24 protein-coding genes are annotated in these 26,107 nt (G+C 63.3%); 7 read left to right on the top strand and 17 right to left on the bottom strand.

Annotation, left to right across the window (positions count from 1 at the left end; translation table 11 throughout):
• The first annotated feature begins 22 nt into the window (after positions 1-22).
• On the top strand, positions 23-1,135 hold the full coding sequence (locus GLW01_RS02035; protein WP_160897971.1) for a CaiB/BaiF CoA transferase family protein: 1,113 nt from the start codon (positions 23-25) through the stop codon (positions 1,133-1,135).
• 84 nt (positions 1,136-1,219) lie between these two features.
• Here GLW01_RS02035 and GLW01_RS02030 read toward each other — a convergent pair whose 3' ends face one another.
• Positions 1,220-2,278: an NAD(P)-dependent alcohol dehydrogenase gene (locus GLW01_RS02030; RefSeq protein WP_160897970.1), complete on the bottom strand. Its 1,059-nt coding sequence runs from the start codon at positions 2,276-2,278 to the stop codon at positions 1,220-1,222.
• Positions 2,279-2,569: 291 nt separating this feature from the next.
• Here GLW01_RS02030 and GLW01_RS02025 point away from each other — a divergent pair, with 291 nt between their 5' ends.
• A complete protein-coding gene (locus tag GLW01_RS02025) occupies positions 2,570-3,775 on the top strand; it encodes a TraB/GumN family protein (RefSeq protein WP_160897969.1) in 1,206 nt (401 codons plus the stop codon).
• A 9-nt stretch (positions 3,776-3,784) separates the two neighbouring features.
• Here GLW01_RS02025 and rnhB read toward each other — a convergent pair whose 3' ends face one another.
• From rnhB to rpsB, 15 genes are all read right to left on the bottom strand, one after another.
• Entirely contained in the window at positions 3,785-4,375 is a 591-nt protein-coding gene (gene rnhB / locus GLW01_RS02020) for a ribonuclease HII (protein ID WP_160897968.1), read from the bottom strand.
• Complete coding sequence (gene lpxB / locus GLW01_RS02015; protein ID WP_160897967.1) at positions 4,372-5,586, bottom strand: lipid-A-disaccharide synthase; 1,215 nt, start codon at positions 5,584-5,586, stop codon at positions 4,372-4,374. Before lpxB ends, rnhB begins: the two co-directional genes overlap by 4 nt.
• 6 nt (positions 5,587-5,592) lie before the next feature.
• Positions 5,593-6,384 carry an acyl-ACP--UDP-N-acetylglucosamine O-acyltransferase gene (gene lpxA, locus GLW01_RS02010; RefSeq protein WP_151438873.1) on the bottom strand — a complete coding sequence of 264 codons (792 nt, stop codon included), beginning with the start codon at positions 6,382-6,384 and terminating at the stop codon, positions 5,593-5,595.
• On the bottom strand, positions 6,384-6,818 hold the full coding sequence (gene fabZ / locus GLW01_RS02005) for a 3-hydroxyacyl-ACP dehydratase FabZ (protein WP_151438872.1): 435 nt from the start codon (positions 6,816-6,818) through the stop codon (positions 6,384-6,386). The genes lpxA and fabZ overlap by 1 nt, the downstream gene beginning before the upstream one ends.
• A 17-nt stretch (positions 6,819-6,835) precedes the next feature.
• Positions 6,836-7,861 carry a UDP-3-O-(3-hydroxymyristoyl)glucosamine N-acyltransferase gene (lpxD, locus tag GLW01_RS02000; RefSeq protein ID WP_160897966.1) on the bottom strand — a complete coding sequence of 342 codons (1,026 nt, stop codon included), beginning with the start codon at positions 7,859-7,861 and terminating at the stop codon, positions 6,836-6,838.
• Positions 7,862-7,889: 28 nt separating this feature from the next.
• Positions 7,890-8,420 (bottom strand): OmpH family outer membrane protein, encoded by a 531-nt coding sequence (locus GLW01_RS01995; RefSeq protein WP_160897965.1) that lies wholly within the window; start codon positions 8,418-8,420, stop codon positions 7,890-7,892.
• 86 nt (positions 8,421-8,506) lie between these two features.
• A complete protein-coding gene (bamA, locus tag GLW01_RS01990) occupies positions 8,507-10,828 on the bottom strand; it encodes an outer membrane protein assembly factor BamA (protein WP_160897964.1) in 2,322 nt (773 codons plus the stop codon).
• A 137-nt stretch (positions 10,829-10,965) separates the two neighbouring features.
• Entirely contained in the window at positions 10,966-12,315 is a 1,350-nt protein-coding gene (gene rseP, locus GLW01_RS01985) for an RIP metalloprotease RseP (protein WP_160897963.1), read from the bottom strand.
• Entirely contained in the window at positions 12,312-13,505 is a 1,194-nt protein-coding gene (gene ispC, locus GLW01_RS01980) for a 1-deoxy-D-xylulose-5-phosphate reductoisomerase (RefSeq protein WP_160897962.1), read from the bottom strand. Before ispC ends, rseP begins: the two co-directional genes overlap by 4 nt.
• 25 nt (positions 13,506-13,530) lie before the next feature.
• The gene (locus GLW01_RS01975) at positions 13,531-14,367 is read right to left on the bottom strand and encodes a phosphatidate cytidylyltransferase (RefSeq protein ID WP_160897961.1); all 837 of its coding nucleotides are present in this window, start codon (positions 14,365-14,367) and stop codon (positions 13,531-13,533) included.
• Between the two features lie 9 nt (positions 14,368-14,376).
• Entirely contained in the window at positions 14,377-15,159 is a 783-nt protein-coding gene (gene uppS / locus GLW01_RS01970; RefSeq protein ID WP_160897960.1) for a polyprenyl diphosphate synthase, read from the bottom strand.
• Positions 15,160-15,181: 22 nt separating this feature from the next.
• A complete protein-coding gene (gene frr, locus GLW01_RS01965; protein WP_151438865.1) occupies positions 15,182-15,739 on the bottom strand; it encodes a ribosome recycling factor in 558 nt (185 codons plus the stop codon).
• Positions 15,740-15,756: 17 nt separating this feature from the next.
• Positions 15,757-16,491, bottom strand: a complete 735-nt coding sequence (pyrH, locus tag GLW01_RS01960; RefSeq protein ID WP_077530680.1) for a UMP kinase — start codon at positions 16,489-16,491, stop codon at positions 15,757-15,759.
• A 120-nt stretch (positions 16,492-16,611) separates the two neighbouring features.
• On the bottom strand, positions 16,612-17,472 hold the full coding sequence (gene tsf, locus GLW01_RS01955) for a translation elongation factor Ts (protein WP_151438864.1): 861 nt from the start codon (positions 17,470-17,472) through the stop codon (positions 16,612-16,614).
• A 54-nt stretch (positions 17,473-17,526) separates the two neighbouring features.
• Positions 17,527-18,276 carry a 30S ribosomal protein S2 gene (gene rpsB, locus GLW01_RS01950; RefSeq protein ID WP_077530678.1) on the bottom strand — a complete coding sequence of 250 codons (750 nt, stop codon included), beginning with the start codon at positions 18,274-18,276 and terminating at the stop codon, positions 17,527-17,529.
• Between the two features lie 316 nt (positions 18,277-18,592).
• On the opposite strand from rpsB, the gene map reads away from it, so the two are divergent.
• The 5 genes from map to dapE all read left to right on the top strand — a co-directional run bounded on the left by map (position 18,593) and on the right by dapE (position 25,611).
• Positions 18,593-19,363, top strand: coding sequence for a type I methionyl aminopeptidase (gene map / locus GLW01_RS01945; protein WP_160897959.1), 771 nt, complete (start codon positions 18,593-18,595; stop codon positions 19,361-19,363).
• Positions 19,364-19,472: 109 nt separating this feature from the next.
• The gene (locus tag GLW01_RS01940; protein WP_160897958.1) at positions 19,473-22,193 is read left to right on the top strand and encodes a [protein-PII] uridylyltransferase; all 2,721 of its coding nucleotides are present in this window, start codon (positions 19,473-19,475) and stop codon (positions 22,191-22,193) included.
• Positions 22,190-23,401, top strand: a complete 1,212-nt coding sequence (gene dapC, locus GLW01_RS01935; protein WP_160897957.1) for a succinyldiaminopimelate transaminase — start codon at positions 22,190-22,192, stop codon at positions 23,399-23,401. The genes GLW01_RS01940 and dapC overlap by 4 nt, the downstream gene beginning before the upstream one ends.
• Before the next feature lie 18 nt (positions 23,402-23,419).
• On the top strand, positions 23,420-24,451 hold the full coding sequence (gene dapD / locus GLW01_RS01930; RefSeq protein ID WP_151438860.1) for a 2,3,4,5-tetrahydropyridine-2,6-dicarboxylate N-succinyltransferase: 1,032 nt from the start codon (positions 23,420-23,422) through the stop codon (positions 24,449-24,451).
• Positions 24,452-24,459: 8 nt separating this feature from the next.
• The gene (gene dapE, locus GLW01_RS01925; protein ID WP_160897956.1) at positions 24,460-25,611 is read left to right on the top strand and encodes a succinyl-diaminopimelate desuccinylase; all 1,152 of its coding nucleotides are present in this window, start codon (positions 24,460-24,462) and stop codon (positions 25,609-25,611) included.
• A gap of 18 nt (positions 25,612-25,629) precedes the next feature.
• Here dapE and GLW01_RS15715 read toward each other — a convergent pair whose 3' ends face one another.
• Positions 25,630-26,100, bottom strand: a complete 471-nt coding sequence (locus GLW01_RS15715) for a cold-shock protein (protein WP_151438858.1) — start codon at positions 26,098-26,100, stop codon at positions 25,630-25,632.
• Positions 26,101-26,107: the final 7 nt, after the last annotated feature.

The raw sequence follows: 26,107 nt of genomic DNA, 5'->3' as shown, positions 1-26,107 counted from the left end.
CGCAACAGAGGACAAAACCCAGATGACGGGACCGCTTACGTCGCTCAAGGTACTCGATTTCTCCACCCTGCTCCCCGGCCCCTACGCCACCATGATGCTGGCGGACATGGGGGCCGAGGTCCTGCGGGTGGAATCCCCGGACCGCATGGACCTCACGCGCATGACGCCGCCCCACGACGGCGGCGTCTCCACCGCACACGCCTACCTGAACCGCGGCAAACGCAGCATGACGCTGAACCTCAAGGAGCCGGAGGCCGTGGCATGGGTGAAGGAACGGATTCACGAGTACGATGTGCTGGTGGAACAGTTCCGCCCCGGGGTGATGGCGCGCTTCGGGCTGGACTATGACAGCCTGAGCGCCCTGCACCCGGGGCTGGTCTACTGCAGCATCACCGGTTACGGCCAGACCGGCCCCTACCGGGACCGGGCCGGGCACGACATCAACTATCTGGCACTGTCCGGTGTGGCCAGTCACAGCGGCCGCGCGGAGACCGGGCCGCCACCACTGGGCGTCCAGGTGGCGGATGTGGCCGGTGGCTCACACCACGCGGTCATGGGCATACTGGCGGCGGTCACGCACCAGCGCCAGACCGGCGAGGGCCAGCACGTGGATATCAGCATGACCGATGCCGCCTTCGCCATGAACGCCATGGCCGGCGCTGCCTGGCTGGCCGCCGGCGAGGAACCGGAGCCGGAAGGTGGCATGCTCAATGGCGGTTCATTCTACGACTACTACCGCACGGCGGACGGACGCTGGCTCTCAGTTGGCAGTCTGGAGCCGCCGTTCGCGAAGCAGCTGTTCAGCGTAATCGGCCAGCCGGAACTGGCCGCCAGGGGGCTGAGCCCGAAACCTGAAGACCAGAAAGTACTCAAGAGCGCACTCCGGGAGGCCATAGCTGGGAAGACACTGGCGCAATGGCAGGCGATCTTCAGTGAGCAGGATGCCTGCGTGGAGCCGGTCCTGACCCTGAGAGAAGCCACAGAGCACCCCCAGATCCAGGCCCGCCACATGGTCATCGAGGTGGACCGGGGGGACGGCACCACCCAGAAGCAGCCCGGCCACCCGCTGAAGTTCAGCGCCACGCCGTGCGAAAGCGCCTTCATCGGGCGGCCTCTTGGAGCGGATAACCCGTAGGAGCAGCCATGGCTTCGAAACACGTGCGAGACATGGGGCAGTGGTTCTCTGCCCCCTGTCGCGGCCGTGGCCACTCCTGCGGCGTCAGCCCGCCTGCTTCAGGCTGTCCATATCGATCACATACCGGTACTTGACCTCGCCCTTCTTCACCTTCTCGTACGCCTCGTTGATGTGCTGCATATCGAGCATCTCGATATCGCAGCGCACATCATGTTCGGCGCAGAAGTCCAGCATCTCCTGGGTCTCCGGCATACCACCAATGAGTGACCCGGCGAGTACGCGGCGCTTGCCCACGAGGGCGCCGGCATTCACGGCAGGGTCCACCGGTTCCAGAAGTCCCACCAGGATGTGGGTGCCGTCGTACTTGAGGCAGTTCAGGTAGGGGTTGAGATCGTGCTGCACAGGAACGGTGTCGAGCATGAAATCGAAGCTCTCTGCCGCATCCTTCATCTGCTGTTCATCCGTGGACACGATCACGTGATGAGCCCCCTGGTGCTTCGCCTCCGCGACCTTGCTCTCGGAACGGGTGAAGATGGTGACCTCGGCGCCCAGCGCCCGGGCGAATTTCACCCCCATGTGGCCAAGGCCGCCCATACCGATCACGCCCACCTTGTGGCCGGCCTTCACGCCATAGTGGCGCAGCGGTGAATAGGTGGTGATGCCGGCGCACAGCAGAGGCGCTGCGTGGGCCATTTCCAGCTTCTCCGGGATGCTGACCACAAAGTGTTCACTCACGACCACCTTCTCGGAGTAACCGCCGAAGGTGACGGAGCCGTCATAGCGATCCTCGCCGTTGTAGGTGGGGGTCATGCCCTGGAGGCAGTACTGTTCCAGTCCGTCCTTACAGGCCTCGCACTCACGGCAGGAATCCACCATGCAGCCCACGCCCACGCGGTCACCCACGGCGTACCCCTTGACCTGGTCGCCAACGGCCGTGACGCGCCCGACAATCTCATGCCCGGGCACCAGCGGGTACTTGGTGATCCCCCAGTCATTCTGGGCGAAGTGGATGTCCGTGTGGCAGACCCCGCAATAGTCGATCTCGATGGCAACGTCATCCGCTCGCAGCTCCCGGCGATCAATGCCGTGGGGTGCAAGACCGGAATCCGGTGCCGTGGCGGCGTAGGCTTTGGTATTGGCCATGACTATCGCTCCTCGTCTTCAATTAGTGTGATATCAATCACGCCGCGATAATGCGCCTCACCCCACCGGCCCGTCAAACCATCGTGGGAGTGGGCCGGTTTAAGGATTTCGCGGCCATGGCCGCTCATACTCTGCAGCCACCCGGGACGGAGCAACATTGTAGGAGCAGCCATGGCTGCGACCAGGCAAAACCTGCAGGAGCGCACCTTGCGCACGATGGGCCCTGATTCGCTTGCGGGGCAGGCGCCTACAGGTGACAATCGCGGCTTTGTCCAAGTGAGTACGCTGCCCATGGGCGAACAGGATCATCAGGGCCCGCGCGCCGTAGTCGAGCACGCCAGAACCACCTTCACCATTGTGGGCACGGCCCATGTCTCGAAAGCCTCGGCGGATGAAGTCTCGGAGCTGATCCGCTCCGGCGACTATGATGCCGTGGCGCTGGAGCTGTGCGATTCCCGCTATCAGAACCTGGCCGATCCGGACCGGATGGCGAAGATGGATCTGTTCGAGGTGCTGCGTAACGGCCAGGCGGGCATGGTAGCGGCACACCTGGCCATGGGCGCCTTCCAGCAGCGGGTGGCAGACCAGTCCGGCATCGAGCCGGGCGCTGAGATGAAGGCGGCCCTGCATGAAGCAGAAAGCGCCGGCCTGCCCGTGACCATGATCGACCGCGACATCGGCACCACCCTGCGCCGGGTCTGGCGCGGCGTGTCCTGGTGGCAGCGCATGCAGCTGGGCAGTGGTCTGTTCGCCAGCCTGCTCACCCGGGAGACGGTCAGCCCGGAAAGCATTGAACAGCTCAAGGAAGGTGACGTACTGGAATCCACCTTTGCCGAGTTTGCAGAGCAATCCGAGCAGCTCTACCGGCCACTGATTTCCGAACGCGACCGCTACATGGCCCTGAGGCTGATGGAATCCATGGCCGGCAAGGGTTACAACAATGTGCTTGTGGTGATCGGCGCCGGCCACCTGAAGGGGCTGAGCGGCCACCTTGAAGGCGAGCCCGCCGCCGACCCCGTATCAGAGCGCGAAAGCCTGGAGCAGGTGCCACCCAGCGGGCGCTTCCTGCGCTACCTGCCCTGGGTCGTGGCGGCCCTGGTGATTGCCGGTTTCGTGATCGGTTTCAGCCGGGATACGGAACTGGGGGTCAAGCTCGTTTCGGAGTGGTTCCTGATCAATGGCGCGCTGTCGGCACTGGGCTCAGCCATTGCCCTGGCCCATCCACTGACCATTGTGGCGACCTTCCTGGCGGCCCCACTGACCTCGCTCAACCCGACGGTTGGTGCGGGGTTCGTGGCGGCGGGCGTGGAACTGCTGCTGCGCCGGCCCAAGGTGGCGGATTTCTCGAACCTTCGCCATGACGTGATCGAGGTCAGGGGGTGGTGGCGCAACCGGGTGGCGCGCACCCTGCTGATCTTCATCCTTTCCTCGGTGGGGTCGGCGGCCGGTACCTACATCGCCGGTTTCCGGATCTTCGATCAGCTGGTCGGGGGCTGAACGCGCCCCTCAGAGCTTGCTGACGGGCGAGAAGGAGCGCCGGTGCACCGGGCTCGCGCCCTGGGCATGCAAGGCTTCGATGTGAACCTTCGTGGGGTAGCCCTTGTGCCCGGCCAGACCGTAGCCCGGATACTGCTGGTCCAGCTCGACCATTTCCCGGTCCCGGGTGACCTTGGCCAGAATGCTGGCAGCCGCAATGGCATCCACGCGGCCATCGCCCTTCACCACGGGCGAGGAGGGCCACTGCCAGTCCGGGCAGCGGTGACCGTCCACCAGCACGTATTCAGCTGGCGGCGCCAGGGCGGCCACTGCCCGCTCCATGGCCAGCATGGTGGCTCCATGGATGTTGAGTTCGTCGATCTCCGCCACCTCGCAACGCCCCAGCGCCCAGCTCAGTGCCCGCTCCTGAATGACACCAAACAGGGCCTCGCGCTTGCGCTCACTGAGCTTCTTGGAGTCCCTGAGCCCCTCCACCGGATGGTCCGGGTCCAGGATCACGGCCGCCGTCACCACCGGGCCGGCAAGGGGCCCGCGGCCCACTTCATCCACGCCGGCCAGATACAGCCCCTCATAGGGTACTGATACATCATCCAGGATCATGTGTTCTCCAGGTCCTCAGGAAGGGGTTCCCCACGGATCAGTGCCGCCACGGATTCAGCGGCGCGGTCGCTGGCATTGCGGCGCAGCTGCCGGTGGATTTCCGAAAAGATGGCACGTTCGTGCTCAATGGTCTCCGGCGCGGTCAACCGGGTTTTCAGTGCCGTCCCCAGGGCCTCCGCCGTGGCATCCTCCTGCAGGAACTCCGGCACCACCGGTTCCGGGGCCAGCAGATTGGGCAATGCTACATGGTCCACATAGACCAGGCGTGAAGCGACCCAGAAGGTCAGCGCGTTCACCCGGTAAGCCACCACCATTGGCCGCTTCAGCAGGGCCGCTTCCAGTGTGGCGGTGCCGGAAGCCAGAAGAACGGCATCCGCGGCGGTCATCACAGTGCGAGACTGGCCGTCCACCAGCCGCACGTCCAGCGCCTGCCAGGCCTCCTTCCCACGGATCATCGCTTCGATCTGTTCCCGGCGCTGACGGTTGATGCAGGGAATCACGAAAGTGGGCGCCGGCGTCATGGCATCAGCCAGCCATTCGGCGGTTTCCAGGAACAGCGGGCCCAGGCCGCCCACCTCACTGCCCCGGCTGCCGGGAAGCAGCGCCACCATCTGGCCGGCTTCGGGCAGCTCCAGCTCCCTGCGGGCCGCCTGCCGGTCTGGTTCCTCGGGGATCTGGTCGGCCATCGGGTGGCCCACGAACCGCACCGGAATGCCATGGTCCCGATAGACACTGGCCTCGAACGGCAGCAGCGTCAGCATCAGGTCCACTGATTTCGCAATGCCCTTCAGGCGCCCGCGCCGCCAGGCCCAGACGGAGGGACTCACGTAATGCACCGTGGGGATGCCGGCTTCCCGCACCTGGCGCTCCAGCCCCAGGGTGAAATCCGGCGAGTCGATCCCGATCAGCGCGGCAGGCCGATTGTTCAGACAGTACTCGCGCACCCGGGCGCGGACATCGAACAGCTCCCGGATGCGTCCCAGCACCTCCACCAGTCCCATCACGGATAGGCGCTCCATGGGGACGATGGAGTGGAGGCCTGCGGCCATCATGCGCTCACCGCCGATACCGACAAAATGGGCATGGGGAAAATGGCGTTTCAGGCTGAGCATGAGGTCCGCGCCCAGAAGGTCTCCGGAGACCTCTCCCGCCACCAGGACAATGATCGGGCCGGGCGCGGGGGCTGAGCCCCGGGAAAGCAGCGCGTCCATGGCCAATCAGCGGACGATGCCGCGTTCCGCCCGCCGCAGGGTACTGGCAAAAAGCGCCACTTCGTCACTGCCCTCAAACTCCTGATCCAGGCGTTCAATCGCCTGCTGCAGGGTGAGGCCTTCACGGTAGACGATGCGGTAGGCACGGCGCAGCTCATGCAGCGCACTCTTGCTGAAACCACGACGCTTGAGGCCTTCGATGTTGAGTCCATGGGCGCCGGCGGACTGGCCACCGGCCATGACAAAGGCGGGCACATCCTTGAGCACGATGCTGCCCCCGGCGGTCATGGCATGGGCCCCCAGATGACAGAACTGATGCACCATGGTGCCGCCGCCGAGAATGGCATGGTCGTCCACGTCCACATGGCCGGCCAGAGTGGCGCAGTTGGCCAGGATGGTGTTGTTGCCGATCATGCAGTCATGGGCCACATGGACATAAGCCATGAACAGGTTGTTACTGCCGACCCGCGTCTCGCCCCGGTCCTGCACAGTGCCCCGGTGTAGGGTGCAGCTCTCGCGGATGATATTGCCGTCACCGATCACCAGGGTGGTGGGCTCACCGCCATACTTCAGGTCCTGGCATTCCTCACCGACACTGGCGAACTGGAAGATGCGGTTGCTGGCGCCGATCCGGGTGGGGCCATTGATCACCACATGGGAGCGCACCTCGGTATGGTCACCGATCTCCACATCGGGCCCGATCCAGGTCCAGGGGCCAACAGTTACCCCCTCCCCGAGCCGGGCTCCGGGATCAACAATGGCCTGGGGATGCACTCCCGGATGAGCATCGGCCGTCATCAGATCGCTCCCTCGGCGGTCGTGATCTCGCCGGCACAGGCCAGCTGGTCACCGACCCAGGCCTTGCAGTCGAACTTCCAGATATTGTGCTTGTCGGCTATCAGTGTGGCCTCCAGCGCGAGCTGATCCCCAGGCACCACCTGGCGCTTGAAGCGGACCTTGTTGCAGCCGGCAAAGTAATGGGTGAAGCCATCCGCCGGTGAGCGCCCAACCGTGACAAACCCGAGTACACCGGAGAGCTGTGCCATCGACTCGACGATCATGACGCCCGGCATGATGGGCTTGGTGGGGAAATGCCCCTCAAAGTAATGTTCGTTGACGGAGACGTTCTTGATTCCGGCAATATACTCACCGGCGCGCACCTCGGTCACCCGATCCACCATGAGGAAGGGGTATCGGTGCGGAAGGTACTGTTTAATGTCTTCAATCTGCATGCGCCACAGCCTCGACGTCATTCACTGAGTTTTTTTTCAATCTGGCGCAGGCGCTGAGCCATATCGTCGAGCTGACGAAACCGGACCACACTGCGACGCCAGTCACGATTGGGTTCCACCCCTGTCCCTGAGGAATACACTCCCGCTTCCTTGAGGCTGCGGGTAACCATGGTCATACCGGTAAGCTGCACGCCATCGGCGATGGTCAGGTGGCCACCGATTCCGGAGGCACCGCCGAAAACGCAGTGCCGCCCGATGCGCGTGCTGCCCGAGATGCCGACCAGGGCCGCCATGGCGGAATGGTCACCGATCTCCACATTGTGGGCCACCTGCACAAGGTTATCGATCTTCACACCATTGCCGATGACGGTATCGTCCAGAGCGCCCCGATCGATGGTGGTATTGGCGCCTATGTCCACGTCGTCACCGATATGGACACCGCCAATCTGGGCAATCCGCTCCCAGTTCCTGCCGGTGTGCGCGTACCCGAAGCCATCACTGCCAATCACGGCACCACTGCTGATGCGGCAGCGCTCACCCATGGTGACACCGTGGTAGAGCGTTACGTTGGCTGCCAGCACGGTATCCGCACCCACGCGTGACCTCGCACCCACAACACTGTTCGGCCCTACCCGCACCCGTTCACCGATCTCCGCTTCCTGGTCGATCACCGCGCCCGGTCCGATCCAGGCGGTCTCGGCAACAGAGGCGCTTTCGGCCACGAACGCGGAGGGATGGATACCCGCCTCGCGTACCGGCTCCGGATTGAAAAGGTGGCTCAAACGGGCAAACGCCCGATAGGGGTCATCCGTCACCAGCGCACTGCACGGACACTGGTCGGCCTCCCCCGGCCGAACGAGAACCGCGCCAGCCCGGGTTGTACCAAGCTGGCGCGCGTACTTTTCATTGGCCAGAAAGGTTATGTCATCCTCACCGGCACTGGCCAGAGTAGCCAGGCCGGTGATCCGTTTACTGCCATCGCCCCGGAGCTCCGCGCCCAGCAGGTCAGCCAGTTCGGAAAGGGTTCGTTCCACGCTGTGCATCCACACTCCCGCCGCGGATCAGCGCCGCTCAATTGTTGTTTGTGTCACCGTCACCGGCCTGCTCATTGAGCAGCTCAATCATCTTGTCGGTCAGGTCCATATCCGGCTTGGCGTAGATGACCGCCTCGGCCGGAATGACGATGTCCAGATCATGCTCTTCCAGCAGCGTTTCCATGGCCGCGTCCACCGCTGGCCGGGACTGCTGGAGAAACTGCTGCTGGCGCTGGTTCACGGCCTGCTGGAAGCGGGCACGCCGCTGCTGATACTCCTGGACCTTCTTCTCAAACCGGGATTGCAGGTCTTCGCGCTCGGACTCGTTCATCATGGCGCCATCACTTTCAAGGCGCTCCTGCATCTCCATGGCTTCCGACTCGAGCTGACTGATGGCCTGCTGTTCCTCTTTCAGCTGGCCCTGAATCACGTCACCGAATTCGGCGCCCGCATTCGAGGAGAATACCGCCTCACGCAGGTTGACGACGCCAATGCGTTCCTGTGCCAGTACCGGCACCGATGCTGCCAGCATCAGCAGAGCCGCAGCGACTGTCAGCGTCCGTTTCATGGATCGCCTCCCCGTGTTGATGTTTGTCATGCTGAATGAATGCCGCCCATTGTGCCCGCCTGGGCGGGATTCTTCCAGAGGCCCACTCAGAATTGCTGACCGAGTGAGAACTGGAAGCGGCGCGTGTCGTCTTCCGCTTCGTTGTTAAGTGGCTCCGCGAAACTGAAGCCCAGCGGACCGATGGCGGTGATCCATTCAAAACCGATGCCCACGGAATAGCGGATCTCATCAGCCGCCGGGTCAAAACCACGCGCGGTATCAAAGACGTTACCGCCGTCCAGGAACACCGAGGAGCGCATGCTGCGGCTGTCCGCCGCGAACGGCACCGGGAAGATCAGCTGGGCGCTGGCTTCCGCGATGATATTGCCGCCGAAGGGCCGGTCATCATTCGGGAAGGGATCATCCTCAGCAGGAGTCGCCCGATTGCCCAGACTGTTGGCCTCGAAGCCGCGCACCGAGTGGTACCCCCCCGCGTAGTAATGCTCGTAGAAGGGCAGCGAACCGGTATCAGAGAAACCATCGCCATAGCCGAACTTGGTACGCAGCCGCGCCACCCAGCGCTGGTTACTGGTCAGCGGGTAGTAGGCGTCGGTTCTCTGGGTGATCTTGTAGTAGGTCTGGTCACTGCCGGGCACTGCGGTCTCCACGGTCAGGCTGTTGCGCGAGCCTGCCGTTGGCATGCGCCCCCGGTTGTGGGTATTGCGTACAATGGAACCCCGCAGCAGGAAGGCGCTCTGGGAGTTGCCCTCTTCATCAATGAACCCGGTGACCTCCTGGGCCGGGAAACGCCCGGGTTCAATCCGGTTGTATTCATACCCGGGCCCGAAGTTCAGGCGCGTGTACTGGCTGATCGGATAACCGAAGTTCATGCGCGCGCTGATGGTGTCCAGCACGAAGGAGGACACCTCCTCCTCCTCATAGTCGGTTTCCCGCGCCTGAAGACTGAAGCCACGGCTGACCCCGTCAACGGTGTAGAAGGGATTCGTGTAGGAGATGTTGGCGCTGGTGACCGAGTCACTCTTGTTCAGGCCCAGCGAGGCACGCCGGCCGCTGCCCAGAAAGTTCTTCTCCGAGACACTGGCGCCAAAGATCAGCCCCGAGGTCTGGGAGAAGCCGATGTTGGCGGAGAGACTGCCGGTGGGCTGCTCCTCCACCGAGTAGGTGACATCCACCTGGTCGTCCGTACCGGGCACTGGTGACGTATCGGCACTGACCTGCCCGAAGTAACCGGTACGTTCAAGCTCATTGCGTGAGGTCTCGATCCGGCTCGAGGAGGCCACACCCGCTTCCATCTGCGTCATTTCCTGACGCAGAACCTCATCGTGGGTGGCCGTATTGCCCTCGAAGCGGATGCGGCGCACGTAGGTGCGCTTGCCGGGCTGAACATCCACGGCGACCGTCACGGTGCCGTCATCATGGGTGCGGGGCGTGGCCTCCACATTCGCGAAGCTGTAGCCCTCGCGCCCCAGCCGCCGTGTGATCAGATCGGTGGTCATGGTCATACGTTCCTGGGAGAAGAGCTCACCCTCCTCGAGCACCACCAGCTTGCGCAGCTCCTCCTCGTCCACAATCAGGTTGCCGTTGAGCGTGACCTCACGGACCTTGAACTGCTCACCCTCATCCACCGCGAGGGTTACGAATACCTGCTTCTTGTCCTGGGCCAGTGAGATATTGGTGGACTCCACACTGAACTCGACATAGCCGCGGTTGAGGTAATGGGAGCGCAGACTCTCAAGGTCGCCGGAGAGCTTCTCGCGCGCGTACTTGTCCGCGTTGGTGATCGAGTTCCACCAGCCAGTCTCACGCAGCTCCATCAGGCTGATCAGTTCTTCCTCGGTGAACGCTTCGTTACCGATGATGTTGATGTGCTGGATGGCGGCGACTTCGCCTTCATTGATGTTGAAGTTGATGGCGACGCGGTTGCGCGCGAGCTCCTCAACTTCGGCATTCACATCGGCGTTATAGCGGCCCTGAGCGACATAGGAACGCAGGATCTCGAGCTCAAGGCGCTCCAGAGTGGCACGCTGGAAGATCTGGCCTTCCTCCACCCCGGCCTGACGCATGCCCTCCAGGAGCTGTTCTGTCTTGATGTTCTGGTTACCCTCAACCTCAATCCGGGCAATGGAGGGGCGTTCCTCGACGGAGACAATGAGCACACTGTCTTCACGGGCGAGGCGGATATTGGCGAAGAGGCCGGTCTGGAAGAGATTGCGGATGGCGTCGGCGACCGTAGCGTCGTTGATCCGGTCACCAACCTCAATCGGCAGAGCGCTGAAGACGTTGCCCGCCGAGACCCTCTGAAGACCTTCCACCTGAATGTCCGAAACCTCGAAGGTCTCGGCTGGAGCCGACAGGCTGGCCAGTGCCAGTACTACCGCCGGCAGCAACGTCCGTAAAAGGCCTTTCATGGATTCGCTAAACGCCTTCTGATCTCGTGACTTGGAAAACAGGGCTGACAGCCTAACGGATACCATCAGTTCGGCGAACACGCCGCCCCATTACGAAAATGTCATGGCGACCGGGCGCCGACAGAGCCGGGCAATTCTCACAATCGGAGCACGTCATTGTAAAGCGCAAGGACTGTCAGCATCGCGATCAGCAGAAGGCCCAGCCGCAGCCATAGCCCCTGGACCGCCTCTGAAACCGGGCGTCCGCGCGCCCATTCCCACGCATAGAACAGGATGTGACCGCCATCGAGGATGGGAATGGGCAGCAGATTGATGATCCCCAGACTGATACTCAGATACGCCAGGAACCGCACGAACGACTCGAAACCCGTGGTAACCGTGGTCTCAGCCACACGTGCGATGGTGATGGGACCGCTTATATTGCGCACGGAAAGCAGCCCGCTGGCCATCTTGCCCACAGCCACCAGAGTGGTGCGGGTGTCATTCCAGAACTGGTTAAACGCCTCCGGCACCGCCCGGACCGGCCCCAGCTGGGTCTGACGCCGCATGTCCTCAGGCCAGGATACCGACTGCACACCGGCCCCGATACGGCCGATGCGCTCACCTTCCCCATCCGTCCGGGCGGCCGGCGTCACGGTGATGGTGCGCTCGCTGCCATCGCGCTCAATGCGCATGGAAAGCGCCTCGCCAGGCGCCGCCTGGATGCGATCCACCAGCGCCAACCAGTCCGCAACCGCCTCGCCCTCCACAGCCAGAATGCGATCGCCGGGCTGAAGACCGGCCTCCTCTGCAGGAGATCCAAGCCGGATCTCGCCCAGAACAGGAGGAATGTCAGGCCGCCACGGTTCGATACCGAATTCCCTGACCGGGTCCGGGTCCCGGGCGCCACCCAGCCAACCGTCCAGGGCCGTACTGCGCTCAAGACGGCGGCCCTCCTGTTGCAGGGTAAGGCTCACCTCACCCTGCTCACCGGCACGCTGCAGCAGCGCCATGCCCACATGGCGCCAGGAAGGGGTCTGGCGCCCGTCGACCTCCAGCACCTCCATGCCGGACTCAAGCGCCATCCGCTCCGCAGGGGTGCCAGGCTCCACATCGCCCACCACAGGCGCAATCGTTGTGAACCCGATCACGGCCAGAAGCCAGTAGGCGAAAACCGCAAAGATGAAGTTCGCGATGGGACCGGCGGCCGCCACGGCGATACGACGCGCAGGCGTCTGGCGGTTGAAGGCCAGATGTTTCTCCTCTTCCGGCACCTCGCCTTCGCGCTCATCCAGCATTTTCACATACCCGCCAAGCGGGATCGCAGCCACAGCGTACTCGGTGCCATGGCGATCGCGGCGCATGAAAAGTGGCTTGCCGAAGCCGACCGAAAAACGCAGCACCCGGATACCCAGGCGGCGCGCCACCCAGAAGTGGCCGAACTCATGCACGGTCACCAGGATGCCCAGGGTAACGATCAGCGCCAGAATGGTCTGGATCACACTCATGAGGCGTTCTCCGCGACGTTGAGTCGGTTCATGGCCCATTCACGGGCGCGCCCATCACAGGCCATGACCGCCTCAATGGAGTCGGCCGGGCGCGGCGCCAGCTCCGCCAGAGCCTCGCCCACGAGACCGGCGATGCGGGTAAAGCCGATGCGCCCACCAAGGAAGGCATCCACTGCCACTTCGTTGACCGCGTTCAGGATGGCGGGCGCCGTGCCTCCGGCCCGGAAAGCCTCAGCAGCCAGGCGCAGGGCTGGGAATCGCTCCAGGTCCGGCCGCTCAAAATGAAAGGATGCCAGCTCGAAAAGATCCAGCGGTGCCACCCCTGCTTCAATACGTTCCGGCCAGGCCAGAGCGTTGGCAATGGGGGTACGCATATCCGGACTGCCCAGCTGCGCCAGCACGGAGCCATCCCGATATTCGACCATGGAGTGGATGATGCTCTCAGGGTGCACATGGACCTGCACATGCTCCGGTGTGGTACCGAACAGCCAGCAGGCCTCGATCAGCTCCAGCCCCTTGTTCATCAGGGTGGCCGAGTCCACCGAGATCTTGCGCCCCATGGCCCAGTTGGGATGGGCGCATGCCTGATCCGGCCCCACGTGCTCGAGTTCGCTGGCCGGTGTGGTCCGGAAGGGGCCACCGGAGGCGGTCAGGAGAATACGCGTGACGCCCGATTCCCCAACGCCGGCGCCGGCCCGGGGCAGGCACTGGAAGATGGCATTGTGCTCGGAGTCTATGGGCAGCAGCGTGGCACCATGGCGCTCAACAGCCTCCATGAAGAGCCCTCCGGACATCACCAGGGCCTCCTTGTTGGCCAGAAGCACCCGCTTACCCTGCTCAATGGCCGCCATCGTCGGAGCGAGGCCGGCAGCGCCCACAATGGCCGCCATCACCGTATCCACGTCGGCATCCGAAGCGGCCTCGCACAGCCCCGCCTCGCCACTGAGAACCGTAATGTCCAAGTCCCCGAGAGCATCCCGGAGCTCGGTCTCGCGAGCAGCATCACTAATGACCGCAATCCGGGGTCGAAACTGTCGGCAGAGCCGTGCCAGCTCCTCCACGTTGGCGTGGGCACTCAGGGCGTGCACGCGGAAGCGCTCAGGATGACGCGCAACCACGTCCAGCGTGCTGGTGCCGATGGAGCCGGTAGCTCCAAGGATTGTAAGGGTCTGTGGTGAGATTTCACCCATCCGGGTTCCAGTCCGTATCGAAGCGTTACTGAACCGGCGTCAGCCAGCCCAGGAGGGTAAAACAGGATGCCAGCACCGGGATCGCAACCACCAGGCTGTCGATGCGATCCAGGATACCACCGTGCCCGGGCAGCAGCTGACTGCTGTCCTTGATGCCGCGATGGCGCTTGAGCATGCTCTCAAACAGATCCCCCAGCACCGACGCGAGCGCGGTCAGCACCGAGGCAAGGACGAACTGAATCACCGCGATGCTGGCGAGGTCAAGCCACCAGGCCACGGCCAGTGCCAGTGCCGCCACCACTGCCAGGCCACCCCAGACGCCCGCCCATGTTTTACCAGGGCTGACCGCCGGCGCCAGCTTGCGGCGCCCGAAGGCACGGCCGGCGAAATAGGCGCCGATATCCGCGCCCCAGACCACAAGAAAGGTGTACAGGATCAGCAGCAGGTTGTTGCCGGTATGCCCCAGCACCAGATCGCCAGCACGCAGGTGGTTGAGTGCCAGCCACGCACCGACGAGCGCCAGAATGCCCAGGACCAGCCGTACCGGCCGCGGATGCCAGAGCCCTGTACCTGCTGGATAGGCGGCAACCATTGCCGCCACCAGCAGCCAGAACATCGCCAGCACCCCGAGAAGGGGCACGACCGGCAACGTCTGGAAGACGGCCATAAGAACAACCAGCACCAGCGCGAAAGCCCACCGCTGCAGCCCTCCCTCAAACCCAGAGAGGTTGGCCCATTCCCAGCCGGCAATGGCCAAGAGGGCGCCGGTAAATACAGCAAAACCCATCGGAGGCAGCAGAAAGAGACCACCCACAACAATGGGTGCCAGAATGACAGCCGTGATCACCCGCTGCTTCAGCACTGCGCCTCCTTATCCATACTGCCTCTGGGGCATGACAGGCTCGGCAACCTGTTCACCGGTACGCCCGAAACGGCGCTGACGGCCCGCGAAGTCCGCCAGCGCCTCACGCATGGCAGTATGCTGGAAGTCGGGCCAGTACAAGGGAGAGAAATAGAATTCGGTATACGCGAACTGCCACAGCAAAAAATTGCTGATGCGCTGCTCCCCACCGGTACGGATCAGCAGATCCGGCATGGGCCGGTCGCCCAGGCTGATGTAGCGCTGGAGCAGGTTTTCATCCACCTCGTCCGGGCTAAGACGCCCCGCCGCCACCTCCTGCGCAATGCGACGGCTGGCCTGGGCCACATCCCAGTGCCCGCCGTAGTCCGCCGCAATCACCAGCTCCATGCTGTCGCAATGCGCGGTTTCCTGTTCCGCCCGGGCCATGTGTTCCTGGAGCGTATGGCTGAAGCGCTCACGATTGCCGATGAAAGACAGGCGGATGCCGTTCTCCCTGAGACGCCTCACCTCTTTGCGCAGCGAACGCAGGAACAGCGTCATCAGGGCACTGACTTCCTCTTCCGGGCGGCGCCAGTTCTCACTGCTGAAGGCGAACAGGGTGAGCACCTCAACACCGGACTTGCCGCAGGTCTCAATGGCCGCGCGCACGGATTTCACACCCGCACGGTGACCACTGATACCACGCTGGCCCCTGGCCCGGGCCCAGCGGTTGTTGCCATCCATGATCACCGCCACGTGACGCGGGCAGCCCGCCAGTGGCGGCATGTCCGTTTCCTGATCCGTCTCGCTCATGCTTGCCCCTGGACCCCGGACCTCAGATGGCCATCAGGTCGTTTTCCTTGTTCTTGAGGAGCTCGTCGATCTTGGCGACGTACTTGTCCGTAAGCTTCTGGATATCGCCCTCAGCCTTTTTCTCTTCGTCCTCGGTGATTTCCTTTTCCTTGAGCAGATCCTTGATGTCGCTGTTCACATCCCGGCGTACGCCGCGCACCGCGACCCGCCCCTGCTCAGCCTCGTTGCGCGCATGGCGAACGTATTCCTTACGACTGTCCTCGGTCAGGGTGGGCATGGGAACACGCACAACCTCGCCCGTGGTCGCCGGATTGAGACCCAGATCGGCTTTCATGATGCCTTTCTCAATCTTGGGCGCCAGGTTCTTCTCATACGGCGACACAGCCAGTGTACGCCCGTCCTCCACGGAGACGTTGGCGACCTGTTTGAGCGGTGTCTCCATGCCGTAATAATCCACCGTCACCTCATCCAGAATGCTGGGATGTGCCCGCCCTGTCCGGATACGTGCAAAGGCCTTGTTGACGGAATCCACCGCCTTCTGCATGCGTTCTTCAGCGTCTTGCTTGAGCTCGTCTAACACGGTTTCCGCCCTCTTGTTCAGGCTTCCTCAATGAGTGTTCCTTCGTTGCCGCCCAGTGCGATGTCACGCAGAGCACCGGGTTTGCCCATGTTAAACACACGGACCGGCATGTTGTGATCCCGGCACAGGCAGATGGCGGTGAGGTCCATCACCCCCAGACGGCTTTCCAGCACCTGATCGTAGGTGAGCCGATCGTACTTGAAGGCTTCCGGGTTGGAGACCGGATCGTCGTTGTAGACACCGTCCACCTTGGTCGCCTTCAGCACCACATCGGCGTCAATCTCAATGGCCCGCAGGCACGCCGCCGAGTCTGTCGTGAAAAACGGATTACCGGTACCAGCGGTGAAGACCACCACATCGCCGCCCTTGAGGTCACGCGTGGCCTCACGGCGGTTATAGTGCTCCACGATGCCACTCATGGGGATAGCCGACATCACCCGGCTCTGGATGTTGGAGCGCTCGAGCGCATCACGCATGGCCAAACCGTTCATCATGGTAGCCAGCATGCCCATGTGATCACCGGTCACCCGATCCATGCCAGCCTCGTTCAGCACGGCTCCACGAAACAGATTGCCTCCGCCGATAACGATGGCCACCTGCACGCCAATACTGACAAGTGAGTCGATCTCGACCGCCATGCGGTCAAGAACCTTGGGGTCGATCCCGAATTCGTGATCACCGATCAGGGCCTCGCCACTGAGTTTGAGCAGAACGCGTTTGTATCGGGTCTGTGTCGTACTCTGGGTGGGCATGGCCTGTGACCTCCTAACCGGTGTTCTGGATACAAACCGGCCGCAGTCTCCCCAACGCGCCATGCGACGGGAGATGCGGCCCGAGTTATTGGCGGGTCATGCCCGCCGGCTGCTTAGGGATCAGCCCTTGAGCTGCGCCGCAACCTCGGAGGCGAAGTCCGTCTCTTCCTTCTGGATGCCTTCGCCCACCTCGTAGCGTACAAAGCTCACGAGCTCGGCGCCATGCTCCTTGAGAAGATCCTTGACGGCCTGATCCGGGTTCTTGACGAAGCCCTGCTCGACCAGACTGTTCTCCTTCAGGAACTTCTGGATCCGACCGGTCATCATCTTCTCGACGATTTCCGGCTTCTTGCCTTCCATGTCGGGCTGGGAGCGGATGACTTCGCGCTCCTTCTCGACTTCCTCTTCAGGCATGTCGTCCGGCGTACCAACCCGCGGGTTCACGGCCGTGACGTGCATTGCCAGATCGCGGGCCAACTCACCGGAGCCGCCCTTGAGCGCCACCAGCGCGCCCATGCCATTGGTGGAGTGAACATAGCCACCCACAACGTCGCCCTCAAGGCGGACAGCACGGCGTGCCGTAATGTTTTCGCCGATCTTCTGGACGAGCTCTTCGCGCTCTTTCTCCAGGTCATCAACGACCAGCTTCTCGATATCGGTTTCGCCGTTCTGGAACGCGGCGTCCAGCACCCGATCCGCAAACGCAAGGAAACCCTCATCACGGGCGACAAAGTCGGTCTCGGAGTTGACCTCGACCATCATGCCGACGCTGGCGTCATCGGTCACCTTCAGGCGTACAACACCTTCAGCGGCGGTACGACCCGCCTTCTTGGCAGCCTTGAGGCCGGAGTTCTTGCGCAGGTTGCTGATGGCGGTTTCGACGTCACCTTCCGCTTCCACCAGCGCTTTCTTGCATTCCATCATGCCCAGGCCGGTGCGCTCACGCAGCTCCTTGACCTGTGCGGCAGAGATTGCAGCCATTATCTGTTCCCCACTTGAATCAATTCGGTTGTTGCCGTTCGCGCGGGCCGGAGCTTATTCAGCCGCCGGCGCCTGCGGTTCGTCTTCGCTGACTTCAACAAACTCATCAGCGGCACCACCACCTGCCTGGGTGCCTTCAATCACGGCGTCAGCCACGGCGCGGACGTAGATCTGGACCGCACGGATGGCGTCGTCGTTACCCGGGATGACCACGTCAACGCCCTTGGGATCGCTATTGGTATCCACCACACCAATCACCGGAATACCCAGTTTGTTGGCTTCCTTGATGGCGATGTCCTCGTGATCCACGTCAATGACAAAGAGCGCGTCCGGCAGACCGCCCATATCCTTGATACCGCCAATGTGGCGCTCAAGCTTTTCCATCTCGCGCCGGTGGTCCAGCGCCTCTTTCTTGGTCAGCTTGTCGAGCGTGCCATCCTGATCCTGCTGCTCCAGATCGCGGTAGCGGCGGATGGACTGGCGGATGGTCTTGTAGTTGGTGAGCATGCCACCAAGCCAGCGGTGGTTAACGAACGGCATACCGCAGCGTTCCGCTTCTTCCTTCACGATCTTGCTGGCGGAGCGCTTGGTCCCCACGAACAGGATCTGGTTCTTGTTCTCGGCCATCTTCTGAACCTGATCAAGCGCCTGGTTCAGTGCCGGAACGGTATGTTCGAGGTTGATGATGTGGATCTTGTTGCGCGCGCCGAAGATGTACTTGCCCATCTTCGGGTTCCAGTAGCGCGTCTGGTGTCCGAAGTGTGCGCCCGCCTTGAGCAGGTCGCGCATGCTCACCTGTGCCATTGCTATCACCTTTGTCTGGTTGGGTTACGCCTCCACGCATCCCATTATCCGACTCTGGGGCCACCTGGCCACCGGAGCACCCGGGACAATGTGCCGATACGTGTGTGTATTTGGTTTTTACCGCTTCCGGTGGATTCGCCTGGAACTCCCCGGAACGGCGCGCGAATTTTTACCATAAAACGCGCCAGAAAGGAAGTTACACCACCGAATGAATTGCCTTCTGCCCGCCCTACCGCCGTCGCCGCGGGCAGGTTCAATCTCCGGGCCTGAGCCGGTAGAATAGGCTGCCTTTGAATCAACAGACTGCGGGAGCGGCATGAGCGTTCAGACCAAAACCGCCGAGGAAATCGAGAAGATGCGGGTGGCGTGCCGACTGGCCGCCAGTGTTCTGGAGATGATCGGCGAGCATGTTAAGCCGGGCGTCACCACCGAGGAACTCGACCGGATCTGCCATGAGTACATCGTTGAGCATGGGGCGACCCCGGCACCGCTGAACTACAAGGGATTCCCCAAGTCCGTGTGCATCTCCGTCAATCAGGTGATCTGTCACGGCATTCCCAATGAGAAGAAGGCCCTGAAGAACGGCGACATCCTCAACATCGACGTCACCGTCATCAAGGACGGCTATCACGGCGATACCAGCATGATGTTCGTCGCCGGCAAGGCCAACCCCGCGGCCGAAAGGCTCAACCGGGTCACCCGGGAATGCCTGTTCCGCGGCATCGAGATGGTGCGCCCGGGCGCGAAGCTCGGCGACATCGGCGCCGCCATCCAGAAGCACGCCGAGGCCAACCACTACAGCATCGTCCGCGAGTACTGCGGTCACGGCATCGGCCAGGGCTTCCACGAGGAGCCCCAGGTGATGCACTTCGGCAAGCCGGGCACCGGCCTGGAACTGCAGGAGGGCATGACCTTCACCATTGAGCCCATGGTCAATCAGGGTAAACGCCACAGCAAGGTACTGCCGGATGGCTGGACAGTGGTTACCCGGGATCGCAAACTGTCCGCACAGTGGGAGCACACGGTCCTGGTCACCGCCGAGGGGTATGAGATCCTTACCCTGCGCAATGGTGAGGAGCCCGCATAATCCCGTAGGAGCGCGCTCGCGCGAACCGCGCCTGAACCGCGATCAGAGCACCGTGGAAGGACCATCGCGGCCATGGCCGCTCCTACCCTGACCCATGAGGCAGTCACCGATGGATCACTCGGCGCCCGTTTTCGATCCGGACCAGCACCTGGATGCCACCGCGCTGGCGGACGAAATCCAGAATGCGGCCTCCCCCGGTGTGCCGGTACGCCGCCATCTTGAGCGCCTTCAGAAGGTCATGGCGGATGCTTTCCGTGCCGGTACCGATGTGCGCTCACTGGTGCACGGTCGTGCCCGCATCATGGATACCGTGCTGGCACTGCTCTGGGAACACTCGCCCCTGGGGGAAGCTCAGGATCTTTCCCTGGTGGCCGTCGGCGGTTATGGCCGTGGCGAACTGCACCCCTGGTCGGATATCGACCTTCTGATCCTGACCGGGGAAGCCGGAGCCCAGGCGCACGAAGAAGCCCTCTCCGACTTCCTGACCCTGCTCTGGGATCTGGGCCTGGACATCGGCCACAGTGTGCGCAGCATTGAAGAGTGCGTATCCACCGCGCGCGAGGACGCCACCATCCTCACCAATATGCTTGAAACCCGGCTGATCGCCGGCAACACCGAGCTCCCCAGGCAGCTCCGCAAGCGTGTGTACTCGAGCGACACCCTCTCCGACCGTGCGTATTTCGCCGCCAAGCGCCGCGAGCAGCAGCAGCGCCACGGCAAGTACGGGGCCACCGAATACAATCTGGAGCCCAACCTCAAGGCCTCACCCGGCGCGCTGCGCGACATCCAGACCATCATCTGGGTGGCCCGCCGCCACTTCGGGCTGGATGACCCATCCGACCTGATGCACTTCGCCATCCTCTCAGACGAGGAATTCGAGATCCTGCGCGAGGGTGAGACGTTCCTGTGGCAGCTGCGCTTCGGTCTGCAGATCCTCGCCGGACGCAACGAGAACCGGCTGCTGTTTGACTATCAGCCGGATCTCGCCCGCATGCTCGGCTTCGAGGAACACCATGGGCGCCTGGGCGTGGAACTGATGATGCAGGCCTACTACCGCAGGGTGCTGGCACTGGCGGAGCTCACGGATGTGATCCTGCAGCATCTGGATGAAGAGATCCTGCGTGCGGACGAACCGGAGCAGATCCAGCCGGTCAACCGCCGCTTCCAGATCCGTAATGGCTATCTTGAGGCCACCAACACCCAGGTCTTCGCCTATGCGCCCTACGCGCTGCTGGAGATCTTCGTGGTTCTGGCCCAGCACCCGGAAGTGAAAGGCATCCGGGCCCCGACCATCCGGGCCATCCGGGCCCACCGGCACCTGATTGACGATGCCTTCCGCCAGAACCTGGCCTGCACCACGCTGTTCATGGAACTGCTGCGCACGCCCCACGAACTGGACACCACCCTGTCCTACATGAAGCGTTACAACGTCCTCGGGCGCTACCTCCCGGAGTTCGGCAACATCATCGGGCAGATGCAGTACGACCTGTTCCACGTCTACACGGTGGACGCCCATACCCTGCGGGTAATCGGCAACATGGTGCACATGCAGACCACCGAGGGCCGTGAGCAGTTCCCGCTGGCCTCACGGCTGAGCCACCAGCTGCCCAAACCGGAACTGCTGTATGTGGCCGGCCTGTTCCACGATGTCGCCAAGGGCCGTGGCGGCGACCATTCGGAGCTCGGCGCCATCGATGCCGCCCGCTTCTGCGAACAGCACCACCTGAGCGACCGGGACACCAAACTGGTAGCCTGGCTGATCGAGAACCACCTGCTGATGTCGCTCACCGCGCAGAAATGCGACATCTCGGACCCGGCCATCATCCGCGAGTTCGCGCGCAAGATCCCGTCCAAGGTACACCTGGTCTATCTCTACATCCTGACCGTGTGCGACATCGCCGCCACCAACCCGAACCTGTGGAACACCTGGCGGGATTCGCTGCTGCGCCAGCTCTACATCGAGACACGCCGGGTCCTGCGCCAGGGCATCGACAGCCCCTTCGACCGCAACGACTGGATCCGCGCCACCTGCGAGGAAGCCCGGGACATGCTGCGCAGCCAGGGCTACAGCAACGAGCAGATCGACCGGGTCTGGAACACCCTGGACGATGACTTCTTCCTGCAGGACGCCACGGTCGACATCGTCTGGCAGAGCGCCGCCATCATCCGCCACGGCGACAACCCGGACCCGCTGGTGATGATCCGGGATACCACCGGCGGCCCCACGGACGGCTACACCCACATCATCATCTACATGCGCGACCGGGCCGCCCTCTTCGCCGCCACCACGGCGGTACTGGAGCAGCTGCACTTGAACATCGTCGACGCCCGCATCCTCTCGGGCGAGGGCCCCTACAACCTGAGCAGCTACGTGGTGGTGGACGAGCAGGGCCAGCCCCTGGGCAAGGACCCGGAGCGCCGGGACCACATCCGGGACCGGCTGGTGGAGGAGCTGGACGACCCGGACGACTACCCGGCCATCATCGAGCGCCGTGTGCCGCGCAAGCTCAAGCACTTCGCCTTCCCCACGAAAGTGACCATCTCAACGGACACGGCCAACCACCGCACCATGCTGGAAGTGGTCACACCGGATCGCCCCGGCCTTCTGGCGCGCATCGGCCGCATCCTGCTGGACCACCACATGCGGCTGGTCAGCGCCAAGATCGCCACCCTGGGCGAACGGGTGGAGGACATCTTCTTCGTGACCGATGAACGCGGCAACCCGGTGGAAGATCCGGAAGCCTGTGAGTCCGTGCGCCAGGCGCTGTGCCAGCAGCTGGACGAAGTGGCCGGTCTCAATGGCCACAGCGAACAGGAAATCACGATATGAACCCGAAGCTCGACGACCTCCACCCCTACCCGTTCCAGAAGCTGGCCCAGCTGTTTGAGGGGACGCAACCGCCAGAGCAGGCGCACATCGCCCTTTCCATTGGCGAACCCAAACACCCGGCGCCGGCTTCCGTGCTGGATACCCTGCGTGACAGCCTCGCGGACGTGGCCCGATACCCCGCCACAAAGGGCCTGCCTGAACTGCGGGAGGCCATCGCGACCTGGGCCACGCGCCGCTTCAATCTCGGGACGGGCAACCTGGACCCTGACACCCAGCTCCTGCCCCTCAACGGCACCCGCGAAGGCCTCTTTTCCTTTGCCCAGGCCATGCTGTCCGGCACCCCGGATTCACTGGTAGTCAGCCCCAATCCCTTCTACCAGATCTACGAGGGGGCGGCCCTTCTGGCCGGCGCCCAGCCGTATTTCGTCAACAGCACGCGGAATGGCGGAGGCCTGCCCGATTTCAGCAGTGTGCCGGCTGCCACCTGGGACCGGTGTGAGCTGGTCTATCTGTGTTCACCGGGCAACCCCAACGGGGCGGTCATGGGCCTTGAGGACTACCGCCAGCTGCTGGAACTGGCGGACCGGCATGACTTTGTGATCGCGGCGGACGAGTGCTACTCGGAGATTTACCACCCTGAAGTCGAGCCGCCGCTCGGCATGCTCGAGGCCTGCCGACGGCTCGACCGCGACGACTACCGCCGCTGCGTGGTATTCCACAGCCTGTCCAAGCGCAGCAACCTGCCGGGCCTGCGCTCGGGGTTCGTCGCCGGGGATGCGGACTGCCTGGCCCGCTTCCTGCGCTACCGCACCTACCACGGCTGCGCCATGCCCATCCATCACCAGCAGGCCAGCATCACCGCCTGGAATGATGAGGCACACGTCCAGGCCAACCGCGAGGCCTATCGGGCCAAGTTCGATGCTGTACTTCCCATCCTGGCGCCCTGGCTGGACGTGGCACGTCCCGAGGCCGGCTTCTACCTCTGGCCACGCACGCCCATGGACGACGAGACCTTTGCCAGAGCGCTCTACAACGAGGAAAATGTCACCGTACTGCCGGGGCGCTATCTGTCACGCACCAGCGACGGCGTGAACCCCGGCGAAAACCGGGTCCGCATGGCGCTGGTCGCCTCTCAGGAGGAATGCGTGGAAGCCGCGCAGCGCATCGCCCGCTTCATTGAACGCCGGACACAGAACGGATCCATCTAACAGGAGAGAACCAGGACCATGAGCTTCGCATTCGGCATTGGCATCGGCACCCGCAACCAGAAACACGAATGGCTGGAGGTGTATTACCAGCAGCCCATTCATGACCCCGACAGTACACTGGTCGGGATCGTGCGCGACAACATTGAGGGTCTAGGCGAAGGCAACGCGGCCGCGGATGCCGACGCCAACCAGCTTCAGACCCTGGCGGACCGGCTGGAGGAAGCCGGCTACGCGGACCTTGGGGCGCTCGCCGATCAGGCCAGTGAGAGTTCGCTGCCAGTGGTTGTAACGCTTCTGGACACCGACGCCGAGGCGAGCAGCACCCCGGAGGTCTACCTCAAGCTCCACCTGCTTTCCCACCGGCTGGTGAAGCCCCATGGCGTGAACCTCAAGGGCATTTTTCCGCTGCTGCCGAACCTGGCCTGGACCAACGAGGGAGCCATCGACCTTGAGGAACTCCCCCAGCGCCAGCTCCAGGCGCGTGCCGCCGGCCGGGTTCTGGAAGTGAAGGCCGTGGACAAGTTCCCGCCCATGACCGACTACGTGGTCCCGAAAGGCGTGCGGATCGCGGATACCGCCCGCGTGCGCCTGGGCGCCTATGTGGGCGAAGGCACAACCGTGATGCACGAGGGCTTCATCAACTTCAACGCCGGCACCGAAGGCAAGTCCATGATCGAGGGCCGTATCTCGGCCGGCGTGGTCGTGGGGCAGGGCTCGGACCTGGGCGGTGGCTCGTCCACTATGGGCACGCTCTCCGGCGGCGGCAACATCATCATCTCGCTGGGTGAGAACTGCCTGCTGGGCGCCAATGCCGGCATTGGTATCCCTCTGGGTGACCGCTGCACGGTGGAAGCCGGCCTCTATGTCACCGCCGGCACCAAGGTACAGGTGCTGGATGACAGTGGCGAGCATGTTCAGACCGTTAAAGCCCGTGACCTGGCCGGGCAGGCTGACCTGCTGTTCCGCCGCAACTCCGAGACCGGGGCGGTCGAGTGCCGGACCAACAAGACAGCGATTACGCTGAACGAAGAACTCCACGCCAACAACTGAGTGAGCGAATGAGCGAGCCGCGCAGCGCCACCCTCGAACTGGCCCGGGAGCTGATCAGCCGGGCCTCGGTTACGCCGGACGACGCCGGCTGCCAGCCGATGCTGACAGAACGCCTGGCTGAGGCAGGCTTCAGAGGGGAAGACTACCCGTTCGGGGAAGTCCGCAACCTCTGGCTTCGCCGTGGCGGGGGTGGCCCGCTGTTCGTATTCGCAGGCCACACAGACGTGGTACCCCCGGGTCCGGAAAACGACTGGACCACCCCGGCCTTTGAGCCCACCGAGCGTGATGGCATGCTCTACGGTCGGGGCGCGGCGGACATGAAGGGCTCGGTGGCGGCATTCGTGACGGCAACGGAGCGCTTTGTGGTCCGTTACCCGGAGCACCGGGGCAGCATTGCCCTGCTTCTGACCAGTGACGAGGAAGGCCCTGCGCGGGACGGTACCCGCCGCGTGGTGGATGCCCTCTCCGAAAAGGGCATCCGCCCGGACTGGTGCCTGGTGGGCGAGCCCTCCAGCAGCAAGCGGGTGGCCGACACCATCAAGAACGGACGCCGTGGCTCTCTCTCCGGCAAGCTGCGCGTTCGAGGCACCCAGGGCCATGTGGCCTACCCCCAGTTCGCGGACAACCCGGTGCACCGGGCCGCCCCCGCGCTGGCCGATCTGATCAATACCGAATGGGATACGGGCAATGACCACTTCCCGCCCACCAGCTTCCAGATCACCCGAGTGGAAGCCGGGGAAGGCGCCAACAACGTGGTCCCCGGTTCCATGGAAGTGGACTTCAACTTCCGTTTCTCCACGGAGGTCACCGAAGCCCGGCTGCGGGAACGGGTCACCACCCTGCTCGACCGTCACCGGCTGGACTACGAGCTGGAGTGGCACCTCAGCGGGGAGCCCTTTCTCACGGAACGCGGCGATTTTATCGATGCCGCCGTGCGCGTGATTGAAAAGGCTACTGGCCAGCGCCCGGCGCTCTCAACCGGCGGCGGCACCTCGGATGGTCGTTTCATCGCGCCCACCGGCGCCCAGGTGATGGAACTCGGCCCGCTCAATGCCACCATCCACAAGGCGGATGAGTGCGTCTCGGTCGCCGATCTGGAAATGCTTTCAGGAATCTACGAGGGGATTCTGGAGGAACTGCTCGCGGGCCAGGTAGCCTGACCCGCGGAGGGAGACGAATCAGTCGTCGTCGAGGGTCGTTACGTCGTTGGCCTGAAGGCCCTTTTCCGCTTCGACCACGGTGTAGCTTACCCGCTGGCCCTGACGGAGGACCCGCCGGCCTTCGCCCTGAATAGCACGGAAGTGAACGAACACGTCGCCACCGCTGTCACGGGTGATGAAGCCAAAGCCTTTCTTGACGTTGAACCACTTGACGGTGCCCTCTTCCGAGTCCTTGCCCTTCCTGCGACCAGAACTCTTACCACCTTTGGAGGCCTGCTTCTGCTGACCGCTCCCCGTGCGTGTGGCAAGACCGGACGCCACCAGCGCCACGATGACAAACAGAAGATAGGCGAGCAGGTAGTCCACCAGTGATGCTGAGGTCTCCAGGTACAGCTCGATATTCCCGTTCATGGGGATCAGCGCCAGGATGAGCGGCGCCGGCAGGGAGACCAGCAGTGATGCGTAAAGTGCTTTGCGATTGATTGGCATGGTTGAT

It is taken from the genome of Vreelandella halophila, from assembly GCF_009856365.1.
In the GTDB taxonomy this organism is placed as follows: domain Bacteria; phylum Pseudomonadota; class Gammaproteobacteria; order Pseudomonadales; family Oleiphilaceae; genus Halospina; species Halospina utahensis_B.
Note: the sequence above shows the minus strand (reverse complement) of the source record. Positions and strands in the feature narration are given on the sequence as shown.